The sequence below is a fragment of the Pseudomonas sp. 1L-C-7-B-C1 genome (assembly GCF_057291635.1).
Genome location: NZ_JBXAWH010000008.1, coordinates 268,785 through 288,303 on the forward strand (window position 1 = coordinate 268,785; position 19,519 = coordinate 288,303).

The window sequence follows — 19,519 nt, forward strand, 5'->3', positions numbered from 1 at the left end:
TTGCAGTGCGCCGAGTTTAGTGCGTGTGGCGCAAGTCCCCGGTTTACCGGCCTGTCGATTGCAAGTTGCTGCTGCCCAGGCGGATAAACGCTGTAGCCCGCTCGGGCGGATGGGTAGAATCGGCGATTCCTCTCGCCACCCCTCACCAAAGGAAGGCCCATGCCACAGCCCTACAGTGCGCGCAGCCGCGCCATAGAACCCTTTCATGTGATGGCGCTGCTGGCGCGGGCGAACGAACTGCAAGCGGCGGGGCATGACGTCATCCACCTTGAGATAGGCGAGCCGGATTTCACCACGGCCGAGCCGATCATCAAGGCCGGTCAGGCGGCGTTGGCCGCTGGCAAGACCCGATACACGGCGGCCCGTGGTCTGCCGGAATTGCGCGAGGCGATCTCGGGTTTTTACGCTCAGCGTTATGGCGTGAACGTCGATCCGGGCCGGATTCTGATCACGCCGGGTGGTTCCGGTGCGTTGCTGCTGGCGGCGAGTCTGCTGGTCGATCCCGGCAAACACTGGCTACTGGCCGATCCGGGTTACCCCTGCAACCGGCATTTTCTGCGTCTGGTGGAGGGCGCCGCTCAACTGGTGCCCGTGGGGCCGGACGTGCGCTATCAGCTGACGGCCGATCTGGTCGCTCAACACTGGAACGAGGACAGCGTCGGTGCGCTGGTGGCGTCACCGGCCAATCCGACCGGGACGCTGCTGCACCGCGACGAGTTGGCCGCGCTGTCGGCGTCGCTCAAGGCGCGGGATGGGCACCTTGTGGTTGACGAGATTTACCACGGTTTGACCTACGGCACCGACGCGAGCAGCGTGCTGGAAGTCGACAATGACGCCTTCGTGCTGAATAGTTTTTCCAAGTATTTCGGCATGACCGGTTGGCGACTCGGTTGGCTGGTTGCCCCCGAGGCGGCGGTCGGCGATCTGGAAAAACTGGCACAGAATCTCTACATCAGCGCGCCGAGCATGGCGCAAAGTGCGGCGCTTGCCTGCTTCGAGCCGCAAACCCTGGAGATCCTCGAACAACGTCGAGCCGAGTTTGCCCGCCGTCGCGACTTCCTGCTTCCGGCGCTGCGCGAACTGGGCTTTAACATTGCCGTGGAACCCGAAGGCGCCTTCTATCTATACGCAGACATCAGCGCATTCGGCGGTGATGCGTTTGCGTTCTGCCATCACTTTCTGGAAACCGAGCACGTCGCGTTCACACCCGGGCTGGATTTCGGTCGCTACCGCGCCGGCCATCACGTGCGCTTCGCCTACACCCAGAGCTTGCCTCGGCTTCAGGAAGCGGTCGAGCGAATAGGTCGTGGCCTGCGGAGCTGGCAAGGCTGATGCGTTTCTCTCCTCCACTTGAAGAAGGCCGGCTGATTCAGCGCTACAAGCGGTTCCTCGCCGACATCGAGACCGCCAGCGGCGAGCTGCTGACGATTCACTGCCCCAATACGGGCTCCATGTTCAATTGCATGATGCCGGGTGGCCGCGTCTGGTTCAGCAGGTCCAATGACCCCAAGCGCAAGCTTCCGGGCACTTGGGAAATCACCGAAACGCCACAGGGGCGGCTCGCCTGCGTCAACACCGCGCGCGCCAACAAGCTGGTAGAAGAAGCGCTTCTGGACGGCGTGATCACGGAGTTGGCGGGGTTTACGGCGCTTAAGCGCGAAGTCGCCTACGGTCAGGAAAACAGCCGCGTTGACTTCCGTCTGGATTACCCCGATGGCCCGCTCTACCTGGAAGTCAAAAGCGTGACCCTGGGTTTTGATGACAGCCGGGTCGCTGCGTTTCCCGATGCGGTCACTCAGCGCGGCGCGAAGCACCTGCGTGAATTGGCAGCGTTGGCCAGGGAGGGCGTGCGCGCAGTGTTGCTCTATTGCGTGAACCTGACAGGGATCGATGCCGTGCGGCCCGCCGCCGAAATCGACGCGGCCTACGCCTCAGCCTTGCTTGAGGCGGCTGCGGCAGGGGTCGAAGTCCTGGCGTATGGCGTGGAGCTGACCCCTGACGGAGTGCGCATTGATCGACCGCTTGAGATTCATCTCTCGGAAACGCGCCCGCTCAGTCCGGTGCCACTGGGTTGATCCAGATGCCCTGAGCGTCTTCGCCGCAGTCGATAGCCCTCAGGAATTTGCCCTCGCAAGGGCCGGCGACGCACTCGCCGTTCTCGATCAAGAACAGCGCACCGTGAGTGGCGCACTGGATCAGACTGGCGCTGGCATCGAGAAACTCATTGGGCTGCCATTCCAGCGCCACCCCTCGATGGGGACACCGGTTGGCGTACACATACACCTGACCCCCTCGCCGGACGGCCAGAATCTTGAGCTCATCGACATCGAACCCGAGGCTTTTGCCTTCAATCAGCGCAGCGCTGTCGCACAGGTATTTCAGCGGGGTCTCCTTGGCGCTTGACGCTCAAATGCAAATAATTATCAAATGCCTGGCCGTAGCAGGCTGCGCATTCTGCCAGCAGTCAAACCCGCCAGTCGATGAGCGAAATCCTGCCAGTCGCGCCTTGAGGTGATCGACTGAGCCTTCCTTTATAGAGGACCCACCGCTTATGCGCTTCACCTCCCGATTGATCGCGATCGTCACGGGGCTTTTTATCGCCCACCTGGCAGCCGCCGCTTCACCCGAGCCGCAGCGGTGGGTCAGTGCCGGCGGCGCCTTGACGGAGTGGATAGTCGCTCTGGGCGGAGAGTCGCGTCTGGTGGGCGTGGACAGCACGAGCCAGCACCCGCGGTCGGTCAAATCGCTGCCGGGCATCGGTTACCAGCGACAGTTGTCGGCGGAAGGCATCCTCACGTTGCGTCCGAACGTTCTGATAGGCACCGAAGAAATGGGCCCGCCGCCAGTTATCCAGCAACTGCGTACGGCCGGCGTGCAGGTCGAGGTGTTGTCGGCCAGTGCAGAGCTGCCCGCGCTCCAGGCCAGTCTTGAAAGACTCGGCGCATTACTGGGCAAAAAGGGCGAGGCGCGTCAGTTGAGCGACCAATTCATCAAGCGGCTCGCGACGGAGCATCAGCGAGTGACGCAACTGAAGCGTGCCGCGCCGGGTGTTCTGTTGCTGGTGAGCCACGCGGGGAGCGCGCCGATGGTGGCTGGCGCAGGCACTGTCGGCGACTGGCTGATCACTCAGGCTGGCGGCCGCAACCTGGCAACCCACACCGGCTACAAGGTGTTTTCCACTGAGGCAATGAGCGGGCTGAACCCTGAAGTGCTCGTTGTCAGCGACCGTGCTCAAAACGGCGTCCAGCCCCGCGAGGCGTTGCTGCGTGAAAACCCGCTCCTTAGGGCAACCAAGGCCTTGCGGGATAACCGCGTCGTCGAGATTGATCCGACCTTACTGGTAGGCGGTCTTGGCCCACGGTTGCCGGACGCAGTCAGATCACTGGCAGACGCGTTCTATCCTGGCGCTGCACCAGGCAGCGCCAGAGTCTCGAACGCCCGATGAGGCTTGATCTCGCCCCCAAAACGCTGTTCATCACGCTGGGTTTTGCCTGTTTACTGGCGATATGGCTGTCCCTCGCGCTCGGCCCGGTCAGTCTGCCGATGATGGATACCTTGCGCGCGGTTCTTCATCTGGTGGGCGTGCCCATGGCGGAAGACAACTTGCAACAGGCGGAACTGATCGTGGGCCAGATCCGCCTGCCTCGTACGCTGCTTGGACTGGCAGTCGGTGCAGTGCTGGCCTTGTCTGGCGTGGCGATGCAGGGTCTGTTTCGCAACCCTCTCGCCGATCCCGGTCTGGTTGGCGTTTCCAGTGGTGCGGCATTGGGTGCGGCAGTGGCCATCGTCGCCGGAGCGTCCCTTGGCGGACTGCCCGAGCCGCTCCAGCCTTATCTGCTGTCCATCTGCGCCTTCGCCGGTGGGCTTGGGGTGACCGCAATCGTCTATCGGCTCGGACGCCGCGACGGTCACACTAGTGTCAGTACGATGCTGCTGGCGGGTGTGGCGATGACTGCGCTGGCCGGTTCGATCATCGGCCTGTTCACGTATCTGGCCGATGATGCGAGCCTGCGAACGCTGACGTTCTGGAATCTGGGCACGCTCAACGGTGCCAGCTATGCCCGGCTCTGGCCTCTGTTGCTGGTTTGCGCGGCAGTGATCCTCTGGTTGCCGCGCCGAGCGAAGGCGCTTAACGCATTGCTGCTTGGAGAATCGGAGGCGCGTCACTTGGGCATCGAGGTCGAACGCCTCAAGCGCGAGCTGATTCTTTGCATCGCACTCGGCGTGGGGGCAGCCGTCGCGGCGGCGGGGCTCATCGGTTTCATTGGCCTGATCGTGCCGCACCTTGTGCGACTGCTGACGGGGCCAGACCACCGCGTTGTTCTACCCGCATCAGCGCTGGCGGGCGCATCGTTGTTGCTCTTCGCAGACATTTTCGCCCGACTGGTAATGGCCCCGGCGGAATTGCCGATCGGGATTGTCACCGTATTCATCGGCGCGCCGTTCTTTCTTTTCCTGCTCGTTCGAGGGCGTGCCTGATGTTGATCGGCAAAGACATCGGCGTTGTTCGTGATGGCAAACAGGTGCTCGACAGCATCGAATTGACAATGGCGCCCGGTCAGATGCTTGGCGTGCTGGGCCCCAACGGGGCTGGCAAAAGTACACTGTTGGCTGCTCTGTGCGGCGAGCTTGTCCCGACCCGCGGCCAGGTATTTCTGGACGATATTCCTCTGGATCAATGGCGTGGTCCGGAGCGGGCTCGGCGCTTGGCCGTACTGCCGCAGGCCTCGACATTGAGTTTCGCGTTCAAGGTCGAGGAAGTGGTTGCGATGGGCCGCTTGCCCCATGAAAGCGGTCAGCAACGTGACGGTGAAATTATCCAGCATGCCCTTGAGGCCGCCGATGCAATGCACCTGCTCGGCCGCAGCTATCTGAAGCTATCGGGGGGCGAGCGTCAGCGGGTCCATCTGGCGCGGGCGCTGGCTCAGGTGTGGCCCGGGGAGAAGGGGCAGGTTCTGTTGCTGGACGAGCCCACCTCGGCGCTCGACCCATTGCATCAACACACCACACTGTTGGCCGTTCGCGCGTTCGCCGACCGTGGCGGCGCGGTGATGGTGATCCTGCATGATTTGAACCTGGCGGCCCGTTATTGCGATCACTTGTTGTTGCTGAGTCAGGGTCTCGCGTATGTATCCGGCACGCCACAGCAAGTGCTGACGCCTGACGCGCTGATGTCGGTATTTGGCCTGGATGTTCTGGTGCAACCCCATCCCGAGCGTGGGCACCCTCTGGTGATCACTCGCTGAAGTGGCTTGGTTATCGACCGGCATCAGTTCCTTTTTTCGATGCGGCAGCCCCATTTCCAATGCTCATGCAGGCAACGTCCTTCGGACAATTCTTGTAATCACGTAGGCCTGCTCTTTTGCGTCGTTGTGAGCGTTCAGGCACAGCCATTCTCGATTATCGTCGCCTCAGACAAAGGCATTGAGGGTGGGTAATGAACGACATAAATGCGGCGATTGACGTGTATGAGGTCGATGCGTCATTGGCGCAACTGGCTATTGGTCTGATGGAGTTGGCTTCACTGAATGCTGACGACACGCCGGAAAAAATTGTTGCCTTGTGTCATAGAGCACTGACACCGGTCGGGCAGGTTGCCGCCGTCTGCGTCATGCCCAGGTTCGCAGGACTGGCGCGGCGCACACTCGACAGCCTTCATGCGCGCGAGATCAAGGTCGTGGCAGCGGTTAACTTTCCGAGCGGTTCGGCTTCTGTCAGTTCAGCCGAGCTGGAAACCCAGGCGGCGATTCTCGCGGGGGCCGACGAAATTGATCTGGTTTACCCTTTTTATGCGTTGCTTGGCGGGGACAGGCAGATTGGCGCTGAGATCATCAATGCCTGCAAGACCAGGTGCGGTCGGGCAGCGTTGACCGTCACGCTGGAAACCGGCGTGCTGCGTGATCCGCAGGTTATTCACGGCGCAAGCTGTGTGGCGATTGAGGAGGGCGCCAACTTTCTCAAAACCAGCACCGGCAAACACATCCTGAATGCAACGCCCCAGGCCAGCCGCATTTTGATCGCGGCCATCGCCGACTCAGGCGCGCATTTGGGGATCAATGTTTCCGGCAATGTACGAACGCTCGATGAAGCGCGGGTGCATATGGATTTGGTCAAAGCGCGGTTTGGGCCGCGCTGGCGTGAGCAGGGGAGATTGCGGCTCGGGGCTACCAGCCTGCTGGATGATCTGCTGATCCGCTTGGGCGTAGGCGCGTAAATCGCGGGCAAAAAAAGACCCGGCAAAGAGCCGGGTCAAAAACCGTGATTAGCCTGATGAGGAGATAATCTGAGAGTCCGAACCAAGGAGCCTTTCAGTTTATCGGCCAGTCTCGCGACCGGATGTGATAATCATAGTGATTCTCATTTGTAAGTCAACAGTGTTCTGAAGACTATTTTGCTGTGCGCGTTCAGCGCTCTCCGATAGCCCCAGGGCATGCATTCTTCAATTCGGTGTCCAGGGAGTCTTTGTATTCCTGAGACAGCTCGCTCCAAGGGCGATTCGACAACGCACCTTCGAGTGAATACAGCAGCGCTTTGGATGCTCGGAAGCCCCTGACCTGGACGGCCCGGTAGGCCTGGATTGCGCCAAGACGGCGCAGGTCGGCGATAGTGTGAATGCCCGCAGCGTGAAGCCATTGAACCGAGGTCTTCCCCAGGTTCTTCATCCCCAACAACTCATCGTCCATGATTGCAGCCCTTTCCAATCATTCCATGTAATAACTTCTCCGTAGGCCCGACACAAACTGAAAAGGCGAGCCATGCCCTTGAGCGTAGACGCCCTAGAATTGCTCCGCAGAAAATCTCAGTGGAATGCGGCACGCGCCGCCGAACGGTAGGGTCAACTGAAATGAAAGGCGAGCACGGGCACGGCACGGCGGCGCATGCGGGGCGAAAAGTCAGGGCGGGGCTTAGTGGGGTGATGACGTCAGCGGGTGCGATAACGCAGGCGCGTACCGAAATTGACCGACATGAGGATTTCGTCAGCACTTAGCTCTGGCGGGAAGTACGCCCCGGATATCTGCGCGTGGGCGATGCTTGCACCCTCGAGCCTGGTTGTCCGGAAATCAACGCCACGCAGGTCCGCCGATCTGAAGTAGGCGTCGCTGAAATCGACCTCTTCAGCGTTGAGTTCACGCAGGTCAAGGCCGCGAAAATCTCCTCCAGACAGATCAACAGGTCCCTGTTTGGGCCGTTCGAGGTTGAAGGCGGTCACGTCGTCGTTTCGCAATAGCGCGAACAGGGGGGAGTCAAGGTGCTTGGGCTGGTTCATTTGACGTCTCCTTTGTTGGAATTCTGACGCCACTATAATGCCACTAGTGTCGAGCCGTGAAGCGGTATCCTTCACGACTCGACCACTGGTGGGGCGGGAAGTCAGAGCCCCGGCAGGTGCTGACGAATGTCGGCGACCAGCTTGTCCAGATCGCCGGAGACGTTGGTCTCGACGTGCCGACTGCGCAGTATCTCGTCGGCAGTCAACGCTTCGCGACTGGCCAGCTGCATTTCGATGACTTCCATGGTTGCGTCGGATGGGTCCTGATTTTGCGCTCGACGCTGGGCCAGCCAACCTTCGATAACGGCTTTGGGCGCGGCGCAATCAATGATCAGAAACGGACTGCCCATCGCCTCGGCAATCTGTGCGGCCGCCTGACGTTGCGCGAGCTTCAAATAGGTTGCATCAATGACCACCGGCAAGCCTGCGCGGAGCACGACACCCGCCAGCTCATTCAGACGTTGATACGTGGCCGCGCTGACGTCGGCGGAATACAGATCTTCATGGTTGGCGAATGCACGCTTGCGCTCGACATCTGAACGCAGGCGGATTGCACCCAGGGCTTCGACCAACCTCATGGCGACCTGACTTTTGCCGACCGCCGAAACGCCATGGGTGATGGCCAGGAAGTTGGACGGAATCGCGCTGTAGCTTTCGGCCAGGTTGGCGTAGTTGCGGTACTGGCGCAGTGTCGCGGCGCGCTGCACCTGATCGGCGTTGGCATTCAGGCTGAACAGCGCCACTTTGGCACGCACCATCGCGCGGTAGGCTTTGTAGAAATTGAGCAGTTGCAAGCCTTCGTAGTCGCCGGTCAGCTCCAGGTACTGGCTGACGAGTCGGCGCGACAGGCTTTTCAGACCGCGATCCTCAAGGTCCATGGCCAGGAAGCCGATGTCCGCATAGACATCCGTCATGCGGAACGGCTCGTTGAACTCGATGCAGTCGAAAATCACGACCTTGCCATCGATCAGCGTTGCATTGCCCAAGTGGATGTCGCCATGGCATTCCCGCACAAAGCCGTCGAGCTTGCGCTGGTTCATCAGAGGCTTGAGGCGCTCGAAACTGGTGTTGGCCCAGGCTTCCAGCGCTTCCAGCTGGATGAGGTCAGATTTTTCGCTGAGGAAAGGCAGAATCTGTTCAAAGTTCTGCGTGACCGGCGCCATGGCGCTGTCAGCGCTACCGAGCGGATTTTCCATCGGCACCTTGGGCGACTTGAGATGAAACTCGGCGATCTGCCGGGCCATGTCGTCGATATGCGCCGTCGTCAACTCGCCTTTGGCTTGCAAGGTGCTGAGCAATCCGTCCTGCGGGAACTGGCGCATTTTCAGCACGTACTCGATTGCTTCGCCTTCACCATTCAACTGCGGGGCTTCGATGCTGCCGGTGATGGGCAGTACTTCCAGGTACAGATTGTCTGTCAGGCGCTGGTTCAGCATCAGCTCCTGCTCACAGAAATGCTGGCGCGCCGGCAGGCTGGTGAAGTCCAGAAAGCCGAAATTGACCGGCTTCTTCATCTTGTAAACGTATGGGCCGGTGAGCAGTACCCAGGAAATATGCGTCTCGATGACCTGAAATTCTTCGACCGGGTGAGGAAACAGGGCGGGGTTTTGCAACGCGGCTATCAGTGTCTGGCTCACGGACGATCCTTGAAAGGTGATAAGTCGATAGAGAAGTAGCGAAAGGCGGCCATTATGGCCGCTGGAGACAATGCTGCAAACCGCTTAAAGGGCGGTCTGTCGGGGGCTTTGAAAGTGCGTATAATCCGCCGCCATGACCCGATCCCGCTCCCCGAAAAAATCCCCCAAACCCACCAACAGCCGCCTGCGCAGCCTGTTGGGCTGGGCCCTGAAACTCAGTCTTGTCGGGCTGGTGATCCTTGGCTGCTTCGCCGTTTACCTGGATTCCATCGTCCAGGAGAAATTCTCCGGCAAGCGCTGGACCATTCCGGCCAAGGTCTATGCACGGCCACTGGAGCTGTTCGTCGGGCAGAAGCTTTCACGCGATGACTTCCTTCTGGAGCTCGATGCGCTGGGCTATCGCCGCGAAGGCGTGGCCAATGGGCCGGGCGCTGCTGCGGTCAACGGCAACACTGTCGACCTCAACACCCGTGGTTTCCAGTTTTATGAAGGCGCTGATCCGGCCCAGCAGATCCATGTGCGCTTCTCCGGCGATTACGTCGCTGAACTGACCGCCGCCAACGGTGCCAAGCTGGCTGTCGCACGGCTTGAGCCCTTGATGATCGGCGGCTTGTATCCGAAGAATCTCGAAGACCGGATTCTGATCAAACTCGATCAGGCGCCGCCTTATTTGCTCGACACGCTCGTCACCGTCGAAGACCGCGATTTCTACCATCATTTCGGCGTATCCCCGAAGGGGATCGTGCGCGCTTTCTGGATCAACGCATCCGCTGGGCAGATGCGCCAGGGCGGATCGACGCTGACTCAGCAACTGGTCAAGAACTTCTACCTGACCAACGAGCGCAGCATCACCCGCAAGCTGACCGAAGCGATAATGGCTGTTTTGCTGGAGATCCATTACAGCAAGCAGGAGATTCTCGAGGCCTACCTCAACGAAGTGTTCGTGGGCCAGGACGGTCAGCGTGCGGTCCACGGCTTTGGTCTGGCGAGTCAGTATTTCTTCAGCCAGCCGCTGTCGGAACTGAAGCTGCATCAGGTTGCCTTGCTGGTCGGTCTGGTCAAGGGGCCCTCGTATTACAACCCGCGCCGCAATCCTGAGCGTGCGCTGGAGCGGCGCAATCTGGTCCTCGATCTGCTCGAGCAGCAGGGTATCGCCACGCCGGAAGTGGTTGCGGCGGCGAAGAAAATGCCGCTGGGCGTGACCAAAACCGGTTCACTGGCCGACAGTTCGTTTCCGGACTTCCTTGACCTGGTCAAACGCCAGTTGCGTCAGGACTACCGCGACGAAGACTTGACCGAAGAGGGCCTGCGGATCTTCACCAGCTTTGATCCGATTCTGCAGATGAAATCCGAAGCCGCCGTGCGCGAAAGCTTCGCCAAGATATCGGGCCGCAAAGGCGCTGACGAAATGGAAACGGCTATGGTCGTGACCAATCCGGAAACCGGCGAAGTCCAGGCGCTGATTGGTAGTCGACAAGCGGGCTTCGCGGGGTTCAACCGAGCGCTGGATGCTGTACGGCCGATTGGGTCGTTGGTCAAGCCGGCCATCTACCTCACCGCTCTCGAACGCCCGCAACAATACACCCTGACCAGTTGGATTCCGGACGAGCCCTTCCAGGTGAAAGGCGCCGACGGCCAGATCTGGAAACCGCAGAACTACGATCACAAAGCCCACGGCAATATTTTTCTGTATCAGGGGTTGGCGCATTCCTACAACCTGTCCAGCGCCAAGCTGGGTCTGGACCTGGGCATACCCAATGTCTTCAAAACCCTGACCAAACTGGGCGTGACCCGCGAGTGGCCTGCGTTCCCGTCGATGCTTTTGGGTGCTGGCGCTCTGACGCCGATCGAAGTGGCGACGATGTACCAGACCATCGCCAGTGGCGGCTTCAACACGCCGTTGCGCGGGATTCGCAGCGTACTGACCGCCGAAGGGGAGCCGCTCAAGCGCTACCCGTTCCAGATTCAGCAACGTTTTGACCCGGGCTCGATCTATCTCTTGCAGAACGCCATGCAGCGGGTGATGCGCGAAGGCACGGGTAAATCGGTGTACAACGTGCTGCCAGGCACGCTGAATCTGGCGGGTAAATCGGGCACTACCAACGATTCGCGCGACAGCTGGTTTGCCGGTTTCAGTCAGGACTTGCTGGCAATCGTCTGGATGGGCCGCGACGACAACGGCAAGACGCCGTTTACCGGGGCCACCGGCGCATTGCAGATCTGGACCAGTTTCATGAAGAAGGCCGATCCGCTGCCACTGGACATGGCGATGCCCGACAACGTCGTGCAGGCCTGGGTCAATGCCAGTACTGGCGAAGGCACCGACGCCAGCTGCCCGAACGCCGTCCAGATGCCGTATATTCGCGGCAGTGAGCCGCAACCCGGCCCGACCTGCGGGGGGGCTGCAGCGCCTGCCGATTCGGTAATGGACTGGGTCAAGGGCTGGTTGAATTAAGCCTGGTTGAATCAAGCAAAGAGGATGTGACGTGAACAAGTGGTGGATTCCGGCTGTAACGGCTCTGGCTTTGCTCAACGGTTGCGCGTCCCAGACGCGCAGTGCAATTCCGGTGGTGGATTCAGGGTCACGCGTTTCGAATGGCGAACGCGTTTCGTCGACACGCAGCAACACCTACCGCGCGCCGGTGCAGGCGCCAGCGCAGTCGCAGACGATTCAGGAAGATTCCGGTGTCACGGTCATGGTGCCCGGCGGCGCCAATGCCAGTGGTGCACCTATTTCCACATTCGTGCCACCCACCACGGCGCCGATCAGCACGGCACCGATCAATACGGCGCCGGTTAATCAGGCCCCGGTAAACAACCCGTACACACCGCCACCGGCCAACAGTAATACCTACAACATGCCAGCGTCGGCGCCGACTGGTATTCCCTCTGCGTCCAGCGGCGGATTGTCAGAAGACGAGCAACTGGATGGGCCCGTGCTGGCGCTGCTGACAACCGCTCAGCAACAGCAGTCCGGCGGTGATCTTAACGGCGCATCATCGAGCCTTGAGCGTGCGCAACGTGTTGCCCCCCGTGAGCCGCAGGTCCTTTACCGTCTGGCGCAAGTACGCCTGGCTCAGGGCGATGCGCCTCAGGCTGAGCAGTTAGCCCGCCGCGCTCTGACCTACGCCAACGGTCGCGCCAGCCTTCAAGCAAGTCTTTGGGGATTGATTGCCCAATCGCGTGAGAAACAGGGCGACGCCGCCGGTGCAGCGCTGGCACGGCAGAAAGCCAATGGATAAACGCTTTCCGAAAATTGCCGACCAGTTGCTGTTGATCGAGCGCGAATTGCGCGTGCTGGGATGGTGGAAGGACGTGCCGCCCAGCGATGAGTCGCTGTCCAGCCGTGAACCCTTCTGTGTCGACACGCTGGACTTTGACCAGTGGCTGCAATGGATCTTCCTGCCGCGCATGAAGATCATCCTCGAGCAGGACATGCCGTTGCCTACGGCATCTGGCATCCTGGAAATGGCGGAGATGGTCTACGCCAGCCGTATACGTGAAGCGCGCAACCTCCTGGCGCTGCTGAAGGACTTCGATCGGTTGATCACCGAGGCTGTTTGACCCTTAGTTGCATTGATCGTCGAGGTATTTCTTGACCTCGGCGATGCGTGCCTGCCGCTCTTCTTCCGTGAACCGCCTTAGCTCGCCATCCACCTCCTGTCGTACCCGCGGATTGTTCTGCAGTTGCGCGAGGCTGGTTCGCTGTTCGTCGCACGCCTCTTTGCGCTTGGCCTCCTGAGCCGCAACCTGCTTCCTGACTTTGGCATCGACTGCTTCCTGCTCCCGAGCTCCATCTTGATTCTGCGGCGGCGGGGCAGGGGGCGCGGCGACAGGGCTCCCTGTATTGATTTCCTGTGCGGTCTGCCCGGCAGGCGGCTGGGCGTCGAAATGCGTTACGCCCTGAGCGTCGACCCATTTGTATATCTGCGCGGCCTGTCCGACCGCCGGGGCGACGGCAAGTGTCAGCGTCGCCGCAAGAATCATCCAGCGCATTCCCGGTTCCTTACTTCTGTGGCAATGGCCGGAAACGTATCACAAGCGGGACGCCGCGACCTCATTCGGTGCCTTTTGGCGGGCGGCGGACGAAGAAAGCGCATCGATGACTTGACTTGAGAGGGGCGAATCCCAACAATCCAAAGCTCGCTGTAGAAGGACTGCCAGAAGCAGACCGTCTCGGTAGATCATGAGGCGCACACCCGCGCCGACCCGTAACACCCGCAACGCGTTACCTCGCGCTGGGTGGGAAGACCCCGAAACACTTAAAGGGGCGATCCCAATACTTGCTCAGTCAGTGCTGACGTAGTCGGCGACCACCGTCGCTCATGCTCTGCTTTGCAGTAAACCTATTAAGACCCGTCTCCTCGCTTGTGTGGACGGTATTCTGGCGTTTTAGAGGTGAACAACGTGGAGCTTTTATCTGGCGCTGAAATGGTCGTCCGCTTTTTGCGTGACGAAGGCGTAGAGCACATCTACGGGTACCCTGGCGGTGCCCTCCTGCATATATACGACGCGCTGTTCAAAGAACCGGCTGTGAGCCACATCCTCGTTCGTCACGAACAGGCGGCGACTCACATGGCTGACGGCTACGCCCGCGCCACCGGCAAGGCAGGCGTTGTGCTGGTGACTTCAGGTCCCGGCGCAACCAACGCCATTACGGGTATCGCGACCGCCTACATGGACTCGATTCCGATGGTGGTGCTGTCCGGCCAGGTTCCTAGCAACATGGTCGGTACCGACGCGTTCCAGGAAACCGACATGATCGGTATCTCTCGGCCGATCGTGAAGCACAGCTTCATGATCAAGCACCCGTCGGAAATCCCGGAAGTCCTGAAAAAGGCGTTTTACCTCGCTCAATCCGGTCGTCCTGGTCCTGTCGTTGTCGATATTCCGAAAGACATGACCAACCCGGCTGAAAAGTTCGAATACATTTTCCCCAAGAAAGCCAAGCTGCGTTCCTACAGCCCGGCGGTCCGTGGCCACTCAGGGCAGATCCGCAAGGCCGTGGAAATGCTGGTGGCGGCCAAACGCCCGGTCATCTACGCCGGCGGCGGCGTGATCATGGGCAACGGTTCGGCGCCATTGACCGAACTGGCGCAGCAATTGAACGCCCCGGTCACCAACACGCTGATGGGGTTGGGTGCCTATCCGGGCACTGATCGCCAGTTCGTCGGTATGTTGGGCATGCATGGCAGCTACACCGCCAATCTGGCGATGCACCACGCCGACGTGATTCTTGCGGTCGGCGCGCGTTTCGATGATCGCGTGATCAATGGCCCGGCGAAGTTCTGCCCGAACGCTAAAATCATTCACGTCGACATCGACCCTGCATCCATCTCCAAGACCATCAAGGCCGACGTGCCCATTGTCGGGCCGGTTGAGAGCGTGCTGACCGAAATGGTTGCGACCCTCAAAGAGCTTGCCGAAACCCCTAACAAGGAGTCGGTCGAGACGTGGTGGAAGCAGATCGAAGAATGGCGCGCCGGCGGCGACCTGTTTCCGTACAACCGTGGCGACGGAACCGTCATCAAGCCGCAGACCGTGATCGAGACGCTGTGTGAAGTGACCAAAGGCGATGCCTACGTCACCTCCGACGTGGGTCAGCACCAGATGTTCGCGGCTCAGTACTATCGCTTCAACAAACCCAATCGCTGGATCAACTCCGGCGGTCTCGGCACGATGGGCTTTGGCCTGCCTGCCGCGATGGGCGTTGCGCTGAGTTTCCCGAATGACAATGTCGCCTGCGTCACCGGCGAAGGCAGCATTCAGATGAACATTCAGGAACTGTCGACCTGCCTGCAGTACAACCTGCCGGTGAAGATCATCCTGCTCAACAACGGCGTGCTCGGCATGGTCCGTCAGTGGCAAGACATGAGTTACAGCGGCCGTCACTCGCATTCCTACATGGAGTCGCTGCCTGACTTCGTCAAATTGGTCGAGGCATACGGTCATGTCGGCATGCGCATCACTGACCTGAAAGACCTGAAGCCGATGATGGAAGAAGCGTTCGCCATGAAGGATCGCCTGGTATTCCTTGATATCAAGGTCGATGTCGGCGAGCACGTCTATCCGATGCAGATCAGAGACGGGTCCATGCGTGACATGTGGCTGAGCAAGACGGAGCGGACATAACCATGCGCCACATTATTTCGCTATTGCTGGAAAACGAACCGGGTGCCCTGTCTCGTGTGGTTGGCCTGTTTTCCCAGCGCAACTACAACATCGAAAGCCTGACAGTGGCGCCAACCGAGGACCCGACCCTGTCGCGTCTGACGCTGACCACTGTTGGTCATGATGAAGTGATCGAGCAAATCACCAAAAACCTCAACAAGCTGGTCGAAGTGGTCAAGCTGGTCGACCTGTCGGAAAGCGCCCACATCGAGCGCGAACTGATGCTGATCAAGGTGAAGGCCACCGGCGCACAGCGTGCTGAGATCAAGCGCACCACCGACATTTTCCGCGGCCAGATCGTGGATGTTTCCAGCAGCGTCTATACCGTGCAGTTGACCGGGACAAGCGACAAGCTGGACAGCTTCATCCAGGCGATTGGCACCACGGCCATTCTGGAAACCGTTCGCAGCGGCGTTACCGGCATAGCCCGCGGCGACAAAGTGCTGAGCATCTAACCTAATTTTGCAAATGGCCTTGCGGCCACGTTATCAGGGGAATTTCATGAAAGTTTATTACGACAAAGACTGCGACCTTTCGATCATCCAGGGCAAAAAAGTTGCCATCATCGGTTACGGTTCCCAGGGTCACGCTCAAGCGTGCAACCTGAAAGACTCCGGCGTTGATGTCACTGTTGGCCTGCGCAAGGGTTCGGCTACTGTCGCCAAAGCTGAAGCTCACGGCCTGAAAGTGACCGACGTGGCTTCCGCTGTCGCCGCTGCAGACCTGGTCATGATCTTGACCCCGGACGAATTCCAGTCTCAGCTGTACAAGAACGAAATCGAGCCGAACATCAAGAAGGGCGCGACACTGGCCTTCTCCCACGGCTTCGCGATTCACTACAACCAGGTTGTCCCGCGCGCCGACCTCGACGTGATCATGATCGCGCCAAAGGCACCGGGCCACACCGTGCGCACCGAGTTCGTCAAAGGCGGTGGCATCCCTGACCTGATCGCCGTTTACCAGGACGCCTCTGGCAACGCCAAGAACGTCGCTCTGTCGTACGCTTCGGGTGTTGGCGGCGGCCGTACCGGTATCATCGAAACCACGTTCAAGGACGAGACCGAAACCGACCTGTTCGGCGAGCAAGCCGTTCTGTGTGGCGGTACCGTTGAGCTGGTCAAGGCCGGTTTCGAGACTTTGGTTGAAGCCGGTTATGCGCCGGAAATGGCCTACTTCGAATGCCTGCACGAACTGAAGCTGATCGTTGACCTCATGTACGAAGGCGGTATCGCCAACATGAACTACTCGATCTCCAACAACGCCGAATACGGCGAGTACGTGACCGGCCCGGAGGTCATCAATGCCGAATCCCGTCAGGCCATGCGCAACGCTCTGAAGCGCATCCAGGACGGCGAGTACGCGAAGATGTTCATCGCCGAGGGTGCCAGCGGCTACCCGTCGATGACCGCCAAGCGTCGTAACAACAAGGCGCATGGCCTGGAAATCATCGGTGAGCAACTGCGCTCGATGATGCCTTGGATCGCGAAGAACAAGATCGTCGACCAAGCCAAGAACTAAGATCACAGATCAGCTTCTTGCATGAAAAAACGCGGCCCTCGGGTCGCGTTTTTTCGTTATGGGGGCTCATCTGGTATAAAGCTGCATCGTTTGTCGGCCCCGAGGCCACAAGCATTTGTCGAAATTATTCAGCTGCAAGGTATTGTCCATGAGCGAACGTCCCGAAGAGCCGAACAAGGCTTCTGACGCCGAAAGCCTGCTACCGATCGATGAACACATTGAAGAGGGCCATGACGACGAGGGGCGCAAGGTGCGCCATCGCGGCATTTACCTGCTACCCAATCTGTTCACCACCGCTAACCTGTTCGCCGGCTTCTACGCAATCATCAGTGCGATGAGTGCGCAAAGTGCGTTGAGTGCGGGTGACCAGGCGAGCGCGAGCAAGTACTTCGCGTTCTCTGCCATCGCCATCTTCGTTGCCATGGTCCTGGATGGTCTGGATGGCCGGGTCGCGCGGATGACCAACACTCAGAGCGCCTTCGGTGCAGAGTACGACTCGCTGTCCGACATGGTTGCTTTCGGCGTGGCGCCAGCACTGTTGGCGTTTGGCTGGGCGCTGGGTGACATGGGCAAGGTCGGCTGGATGGTCGCCTTCATCTATGTGGCGGGTGCGGCGTTGCGTCTGGCCCGCTTCAATACCCAAGTGGGCAAGGCCGACAAGCGCTACTTCATCGGCCTGGCAAGTCCCGCCGCCGCGGGCGTTGTAGCAGGCACCGTCTGGGCATTCAGCGATTACGGCATTCAGGGCTCGAAACTGTCGTTCCTGGTCGCGCTATTGGTTGCAGCCGCCGGGATGCTGATGGTCAGCAACATCAAATACAACAGCTTCAAGGAGTTGGATCTCAAGGGACGCGTGCCATTCGTTGCCATCCTGGCGGTGGTTCTGGTATTTGCCGTGGTGTTCAGTGATCCGCCGCGTATTCTGCTGCTGATATTCCTCGGCTATGCAGCATCTGGCCCCATCCAATACCTGCTGCGTCTACGTCGCCAGAGGTAGTTAGTCGGCCTGCATTTCCCGCATACTCCGCAGCTATAGATGCTTCAGTTCTCCATAGCTGCGGAGTCATCATGCTGATCAAGATCCCTTCTACATCCGATTGCACAGAGTCGGATGTCACGCCCGAATCCATTTATCTCTCCCGTCGCGCATTGCTTGGCAGCTCACTTGCAGGACTTGCCGTAAGCGCGATGCCTGGTTGGGCCCAAGCCGAAGAAGCTTCGCGCTACGCCGACGTCGAAGCCGGCGCTGCTCCTGACTGGTTCAAAGGAAAATTGCCTGCGACCAAGTGGCAAGCCGTCACCGTCAAGGACGAGACGATCACTCCGTTCAAAGATGCGACTCACTACAACAACTTTTACGAGTTCGGCACCGACAAGGGCGACCCGGCGCAAAACGCAGGGTCTTTGAAAACCGAGCCCTGGAGCGTAGTCATTGACGGGGAAGTGGCCAAGCCTGGTCGCTACGCACTCGAAGACTTCATGAAGCCCTATCAACTGGAAGAGCGTATCTATCGCCTGCGCTGCGTAGAGGCGTGGTCGATGGTGATCCCTTGGCTGGGTTTCCCGATCTCCGAGCTGCTCAAGCAGGTCGAGCCGACGGCGAATGCCAAATACATCCGCTTCGAAACGCTGCAGGACCCGAAGACCATGCCTGGCCAGCGCTCCGGCTTCGCGTTGATTGACTGGCCTTATGTAGAGGGGCTGCGCCTGGATGAGGCGATGAACCCGCTCGCGATACTGGCGGTGGGTATGTATGGGCGGGAGCTGCCCAATCAGAACGGCGCGCCCTTGCGTCTGGTAGTGCCTTGGAAATACGGCTTTAAAAGCGTGAAGTCCATCGTGCGCATCAGTCTGACAAGCGAGCAGCCGAAGACTACATGGCAAAGCATTGCGGCAAGCGAGTACGGTTTCTACGCCAACGTGAACCCGACTGTTGATCACCCACGCTGGACCCAAGCACACGAGCGGCGCCTGCCCAGCGGGCTGTTCAGCCCGAATATTCGCCAGACCGAGATGTTTAACGGGTATGGGGAGCAGGTTGCTTCTCTCTATGCGGGTCTGGATCTACGGAAAAACTATTGATGCGCTTCATCTACTGGCGAGTGTCGGTGTTCATCGCTGCAGCGTTAGTGCCCATGTATTGGCTCTATCAGGCGTGGATTTTTGCCTTGGGGCCTGATCCGGGGAAGGTGCTGGTCGATCGCCTCGGGCTGGGAACGCTTGTGCTGCTGTTGATCACCTTGGCAATGACCCCATTACAGCGCACGACGGGCTGGCCCGGATGGATCGCGGTGCGTCGGCAACTGGGGCTGTGGTGTTTTACCTATGTGTCGCTGCACATGCTGGGCTATGGCTTCTTTATTCTGGGTTTCGACTGGGCGCAACTGGGCGTGGAGTTGGTCAAGCGGCCCTACATCATTGTCGGCGCGCTAGGTTTTCTGGGTCTCTTGTCGCTGGCCGTCACGTCCAATCGCTATAGTCAGCGCCGTTTGGGCGTGCGTTGGAAGAAACTGCATCGGCTCAGTTACCTGATTCTCGGGCTAGGGTTGCTGCATATGCTGTGGATTGTCCGGGCTGATCTGAAAGAGTGGGCTATATATGCGGTGATTGGCGCGTTGCTCCTCGTGCTTAGAATTCCCGTGATTGCTGGGCGTATTCAGCGCCGCAGGGTAAAGAGCGGCACCGTTGCCACTAAAGTTTGAATAAGTGCTTGACGCCCCTTTGGATCTGTCTATAATTCGCCCCACTTCCGGCGCAGACGAAACGGAAAACTCCTTGATAATCAAAGAGTTGGACGAAGTAGGCGGCGAGGAATGCTTCGGTTCAGATGTTTGAATCGACAGCGGTGAAAAAGGCAGTTGACAGCAGGTTGTAACGCTGTAGAATTCGCCTCCCGCTGACGTGAGACGCCAAGTCGAACGAAGCG

General features: G+C 59.5%; 20 protein-coding genes. 15 read left to right on the forward strand and 5 right to left on the reverse strand.

The annotated features are described in order from the left end of the window. Positions 1-159 precede the first annotated feature (159 nt). Both AC0Z8Z_RS14740 and sfsA read left to right on the forward strand, forming a co-directional pair. Positions 160-1,332, forward strand: coding sequence for a pyridoxal phosphate-dependent aminotransferase (locus AC0Z8Z_RS14740; RefSeq protein ID WP_122623118.1), 1,173 nt, complete (start codon positions 160-162; stop codon positions 1,330-1,332). Next, the gene (sfsA, locus tag AC0Z8Z_RS14745) at positions 1,332-2,075 is read left to right on the forward strand and encodes a DNA/RNA nuclease SfsA (protein WP_485619590.1); all 744 of its coding nucleotides are present in this window, start codon (positions 1,332-1,334) and stop codon (positions 2,073-2,075) included. The genes AC0Z8Z_RS14740 and sfsA overlap by 1 nt, the downstream gene beginning before the upstream one ends. Here the strand turns inward: sfsA and AC0Z8Z_RS14750 are convergent. After that, positions 2,053-2,382, reverse strand: coding sequence for a Rieske (2Fe-2S) protein (locus AC0Z8Z_RS14750; protein WP_485619613.1), 330 nt, complete (start codon positions 2,380-2,382; stop codon positions 2,053-2,055). The genes sfsA and AC0Z8Z_RS14750 overlap by 23 nt on opposite strands. Before the next feature lie 169 nt (positions 2,383-2,551). Between AC0Z8Z_RS14750 and AC0Z8Z_RS14755 the strand changes: the two genes are divergently transcribed. The 4 genes from AC0Z8Z_RS14755 (at position 2,552) to deoC (ending at position 6,214) form a co-directional block, all read left to right on the forward strand. Then, positions 2,552-3,445: a heme/hemin ABC transporter substrate-binding protein gene (locus AC0Z8Z_RS14755; RefSeq protein WP_485619591.1), complete on the forward strand. Its 894-nt coding sequence runs from the start codon at positions 2,552-2,554 to the stop codon at positions 3,443-3,445. After that, a complete protein-coding gene (locus AC0Z8Z_RS14760) occupies positions 3,442-4,479 on the forward strand; it encodes a FecCD family ABC transporter permease (protein WP_485619592.1) in 1,038 nt (345 codons plus the stop codon). The genes AC0Z8Z_RS14755 and AC0Z8Z_RS14760 overlap by 4 nt, the downstream gene beginning before the upstream one ends. Next, positions 4,479-5,246 (forward strand): heme ABC transporter ATP-binding protein, encoded by a 768-nt coding sequence (locus AC0Z8Z_RS14765; RefSeq protein WP_485619594.1) that lies wholly within the window; start codon positions 4,479-4,481, stop codon positions 5,244-5,246. The genes AC0Z8Z_RS14760 and AC0Z8Z_RS14765 overlap by 1 nt, the downstream gene beginning before the upstream one ends. 191 nt (positions 5,247-5,437) lie before the next feature. Continuing rightward, on the forward strand, positions 5,438-6,214 hold the full coding sequence (gene deoC / locus AC0Z8Z_RS14770; protein WP_485619595.1) for a deoxyribose-phosphate aldolase: 777 nt from the start codon (positions 5,438-5,440) through the stop codon (positions 6,212-6,214). Positions 6,215-6,404: 190 nt separating this feature from the next. Here deoC and AC0Z8Z_RS14775 read toward each other — a convergent pair whose 3' ends face one another. The 3 genes from AC0Z8Z_RS14775 to AC0Z8Z_RS14785 all read right to left on the reverse strand — a co-directional run bounded on the left by AC0Z8Z_RS14775 (position 6,405) and on the right by AC0Z8Z_RS14785 (position 8,904). Continuing rightward, positions 6,405-6,683 carry a TfoX/Sxy family protein gene (locus AC0Z8Z_RS14775; protein ID WP_485619596.1) on the reverse strand — a complete coding sequence of 93 codons (279 nt, stop codon included), beginning with the start codon at positions 6,681-6,683 and terminating at the stop codon, positions 6,405-6,407. Positions 6,684-6,922: 239 nt separating this feature from the next. Beyond that, positions 6,923-7,267: a pentapeptide repeat-containing protein gene (locus AC0Z8Z_RS14780; RefSeq protein WP_122623126.1), complete on the reverse strand. Its 345-nt coding sequence runs from the start codon at positions 7,265-7,267 to the stop codon at positions 6,923-6,925. 101 nt (positions 7,268-7,368) lie between these two features. Beyond that, positions 7,369-8,904: a bifunctional aminoglycoside phosphotransferase/ATP-binding protein gene (locus AC0Z8Z_RS14785; protein ID WP_485619597.1), complete on the reverse strand. Its 1,536-nt coding sequence runs from the start codon at positions 8,902-8,904 to the stop codon at positions 7,369-7,371. 133 nt (positions 8,905-9,037) lie between these two features. Here AC0Z8Z_RS14785 and mrcB point away from each other — a divergent pair, with 133 nt between their 5' ends. The 3 genes from mrcB to AC0Z8Z_RS14800 are packed head-to-tail and all read left to right on the forward strand — an operon-like array spanning position 9,038 to position 12,468. After that, complete coding sequence (mrcB, locus tag AC0Z8Z_RS14790) at positions 9,038-11,359, forward strand: penicillin-binding protein 1B (RefSeq protein WP_485619598.1); 2,322 nt, start codon at positions 9,038-9,040, stop codon at positions 11,357-11,359. A gap of 31 nt (positions 11,360-11,390) precedes the next feature. Then, complete coding sequence (locus AC0Z8Z_RS14795; protein ID WP_485619599.1) at positions 11,391-12,146, forward strand: tetratricopeptide repeat protein; 756 nt, start codon at positions 11,391-11,393, stop codon at positions 12,144-12,146. Then, positions 12,139-12,468, forward strand: coding sequence for a YqcC family protein (locus AC0Z8Z_RS14800; RefSeq protein ID WP_122536980.1), 330 nt, complete (start codon positions 12,139-12,141; stop codon positions 12,466-12,468). The genes AC0Z8Z_RS14795 and AC0Z8Z_RS14800 overlap by 8 nt, the downstream gene beginning before the upstream one ends. A 3-nt stretch (positions 12,469-12,471) precedes the next feature. On the opposite strand, the gene AC0Z8Z_RS14805 is transcribed toward AC0Z8Z_RS14800, so the two are convergent. Beyond that, complete coding sequence (locus AC0Z8Z_RS14805) at positions 12,472-12,900, reverse strand: DUF4124 domain-containing protein (RefSeq protein ID WP_205486704.1); 429 nt, start codon at positions 12,898-12,900, stop codon at positions 12,472-12,474. Positions 12,901-13,311: 411 nt separating this feature from the next. Between AC0Z8Z_RS14805 and AC0Z8Z_RS14810 the strand changes: the two genes are divergently transcribed. The 6 genes from AC0Z8Z_RS14810 to msrQ all read left to right on the forward strand — a co-directional run bounded on the left by AC0Z8Z_RS14810 (position 13,312) and on the right by msrQ (position 19,295). Beyond that, positions 13,312-15,036, forward strand: a complete 1,725-nt coding sequence (locus tag AC0Z8Z_RS14810) for an acetolactate synthase 3 large subunit (RefSeq protein WP_205486705.1) — start codon at positions 13,312-13,314, stop codon at positions 15,034-15,036. 2 nt (positions 15,037-15,038) lie between these two features. Further along, a complete protein-coding gene (ilvN, locus tag AC0Z8Z_RS14815; protein WP_093469284.1) occupies positions 15,039-15,530 on the forward strand; it encodes an acetolactate synthase small subunit in 492 nt (163 codons plus the stop codon). Between the two features lie 46 nt (positions 15,531-15,576). Beyond that, a complete protein-coding gene (ilvC, locus tag AC0Z8Z_RS14820) occupies positions 15,577-16,593 on the forward strand; it encodes a ketol-acid reductoisomerase (RefSeq protein WP_037018564.1) in 1,017 nt (338 codons plus the stop codon). A 148-nt stretch (positions 16,594-16,741) separates the two neighbouring features. Next, the gene (pssA, locus tag AC0Z8Z_RS14825; protein WP_122536982.1) at positions 16,742-17,590 is read left to right on the forward strand and encodes a CDP-diacylglycerol--serine O-phosphatidyltransferase; all 849 of its coding nucleotides are present in this window, start codon (positions 16,742-16,744) and stop codon (positions 17,588-17,590) included. Positions 17,591-17,661: 71 nt separating this feature from the next. Beyond that, a complete protein-coding gene (gene msrP, locus AC0Z8Z_RS14830; RefSeq protein WP_485619601.1) occupies positions 17,662-18,675 on the forward strand; it encodes a protein-methionine-sulfoxide reductase catalytic subunit MsrP in 1,014 nt (337 codons plus the stop codon). Next, a complete protein-coding gene (gene msrQ, locus AC0Z8Z_RS14835; protein ID WP_122536984.1) occupies positions 18,675-19,295 on the forward strand; it encodes a protein-methionine-sulfoxide reductase heme-binding subunit MsrQ in 621 nt (206 codons plus the stop codon). Before msrP ends, msrQ begins: the two co-directional genes overlap by 1 nt. Positions 19,296-19,519 lie beyond the last annotated feature (224 nt).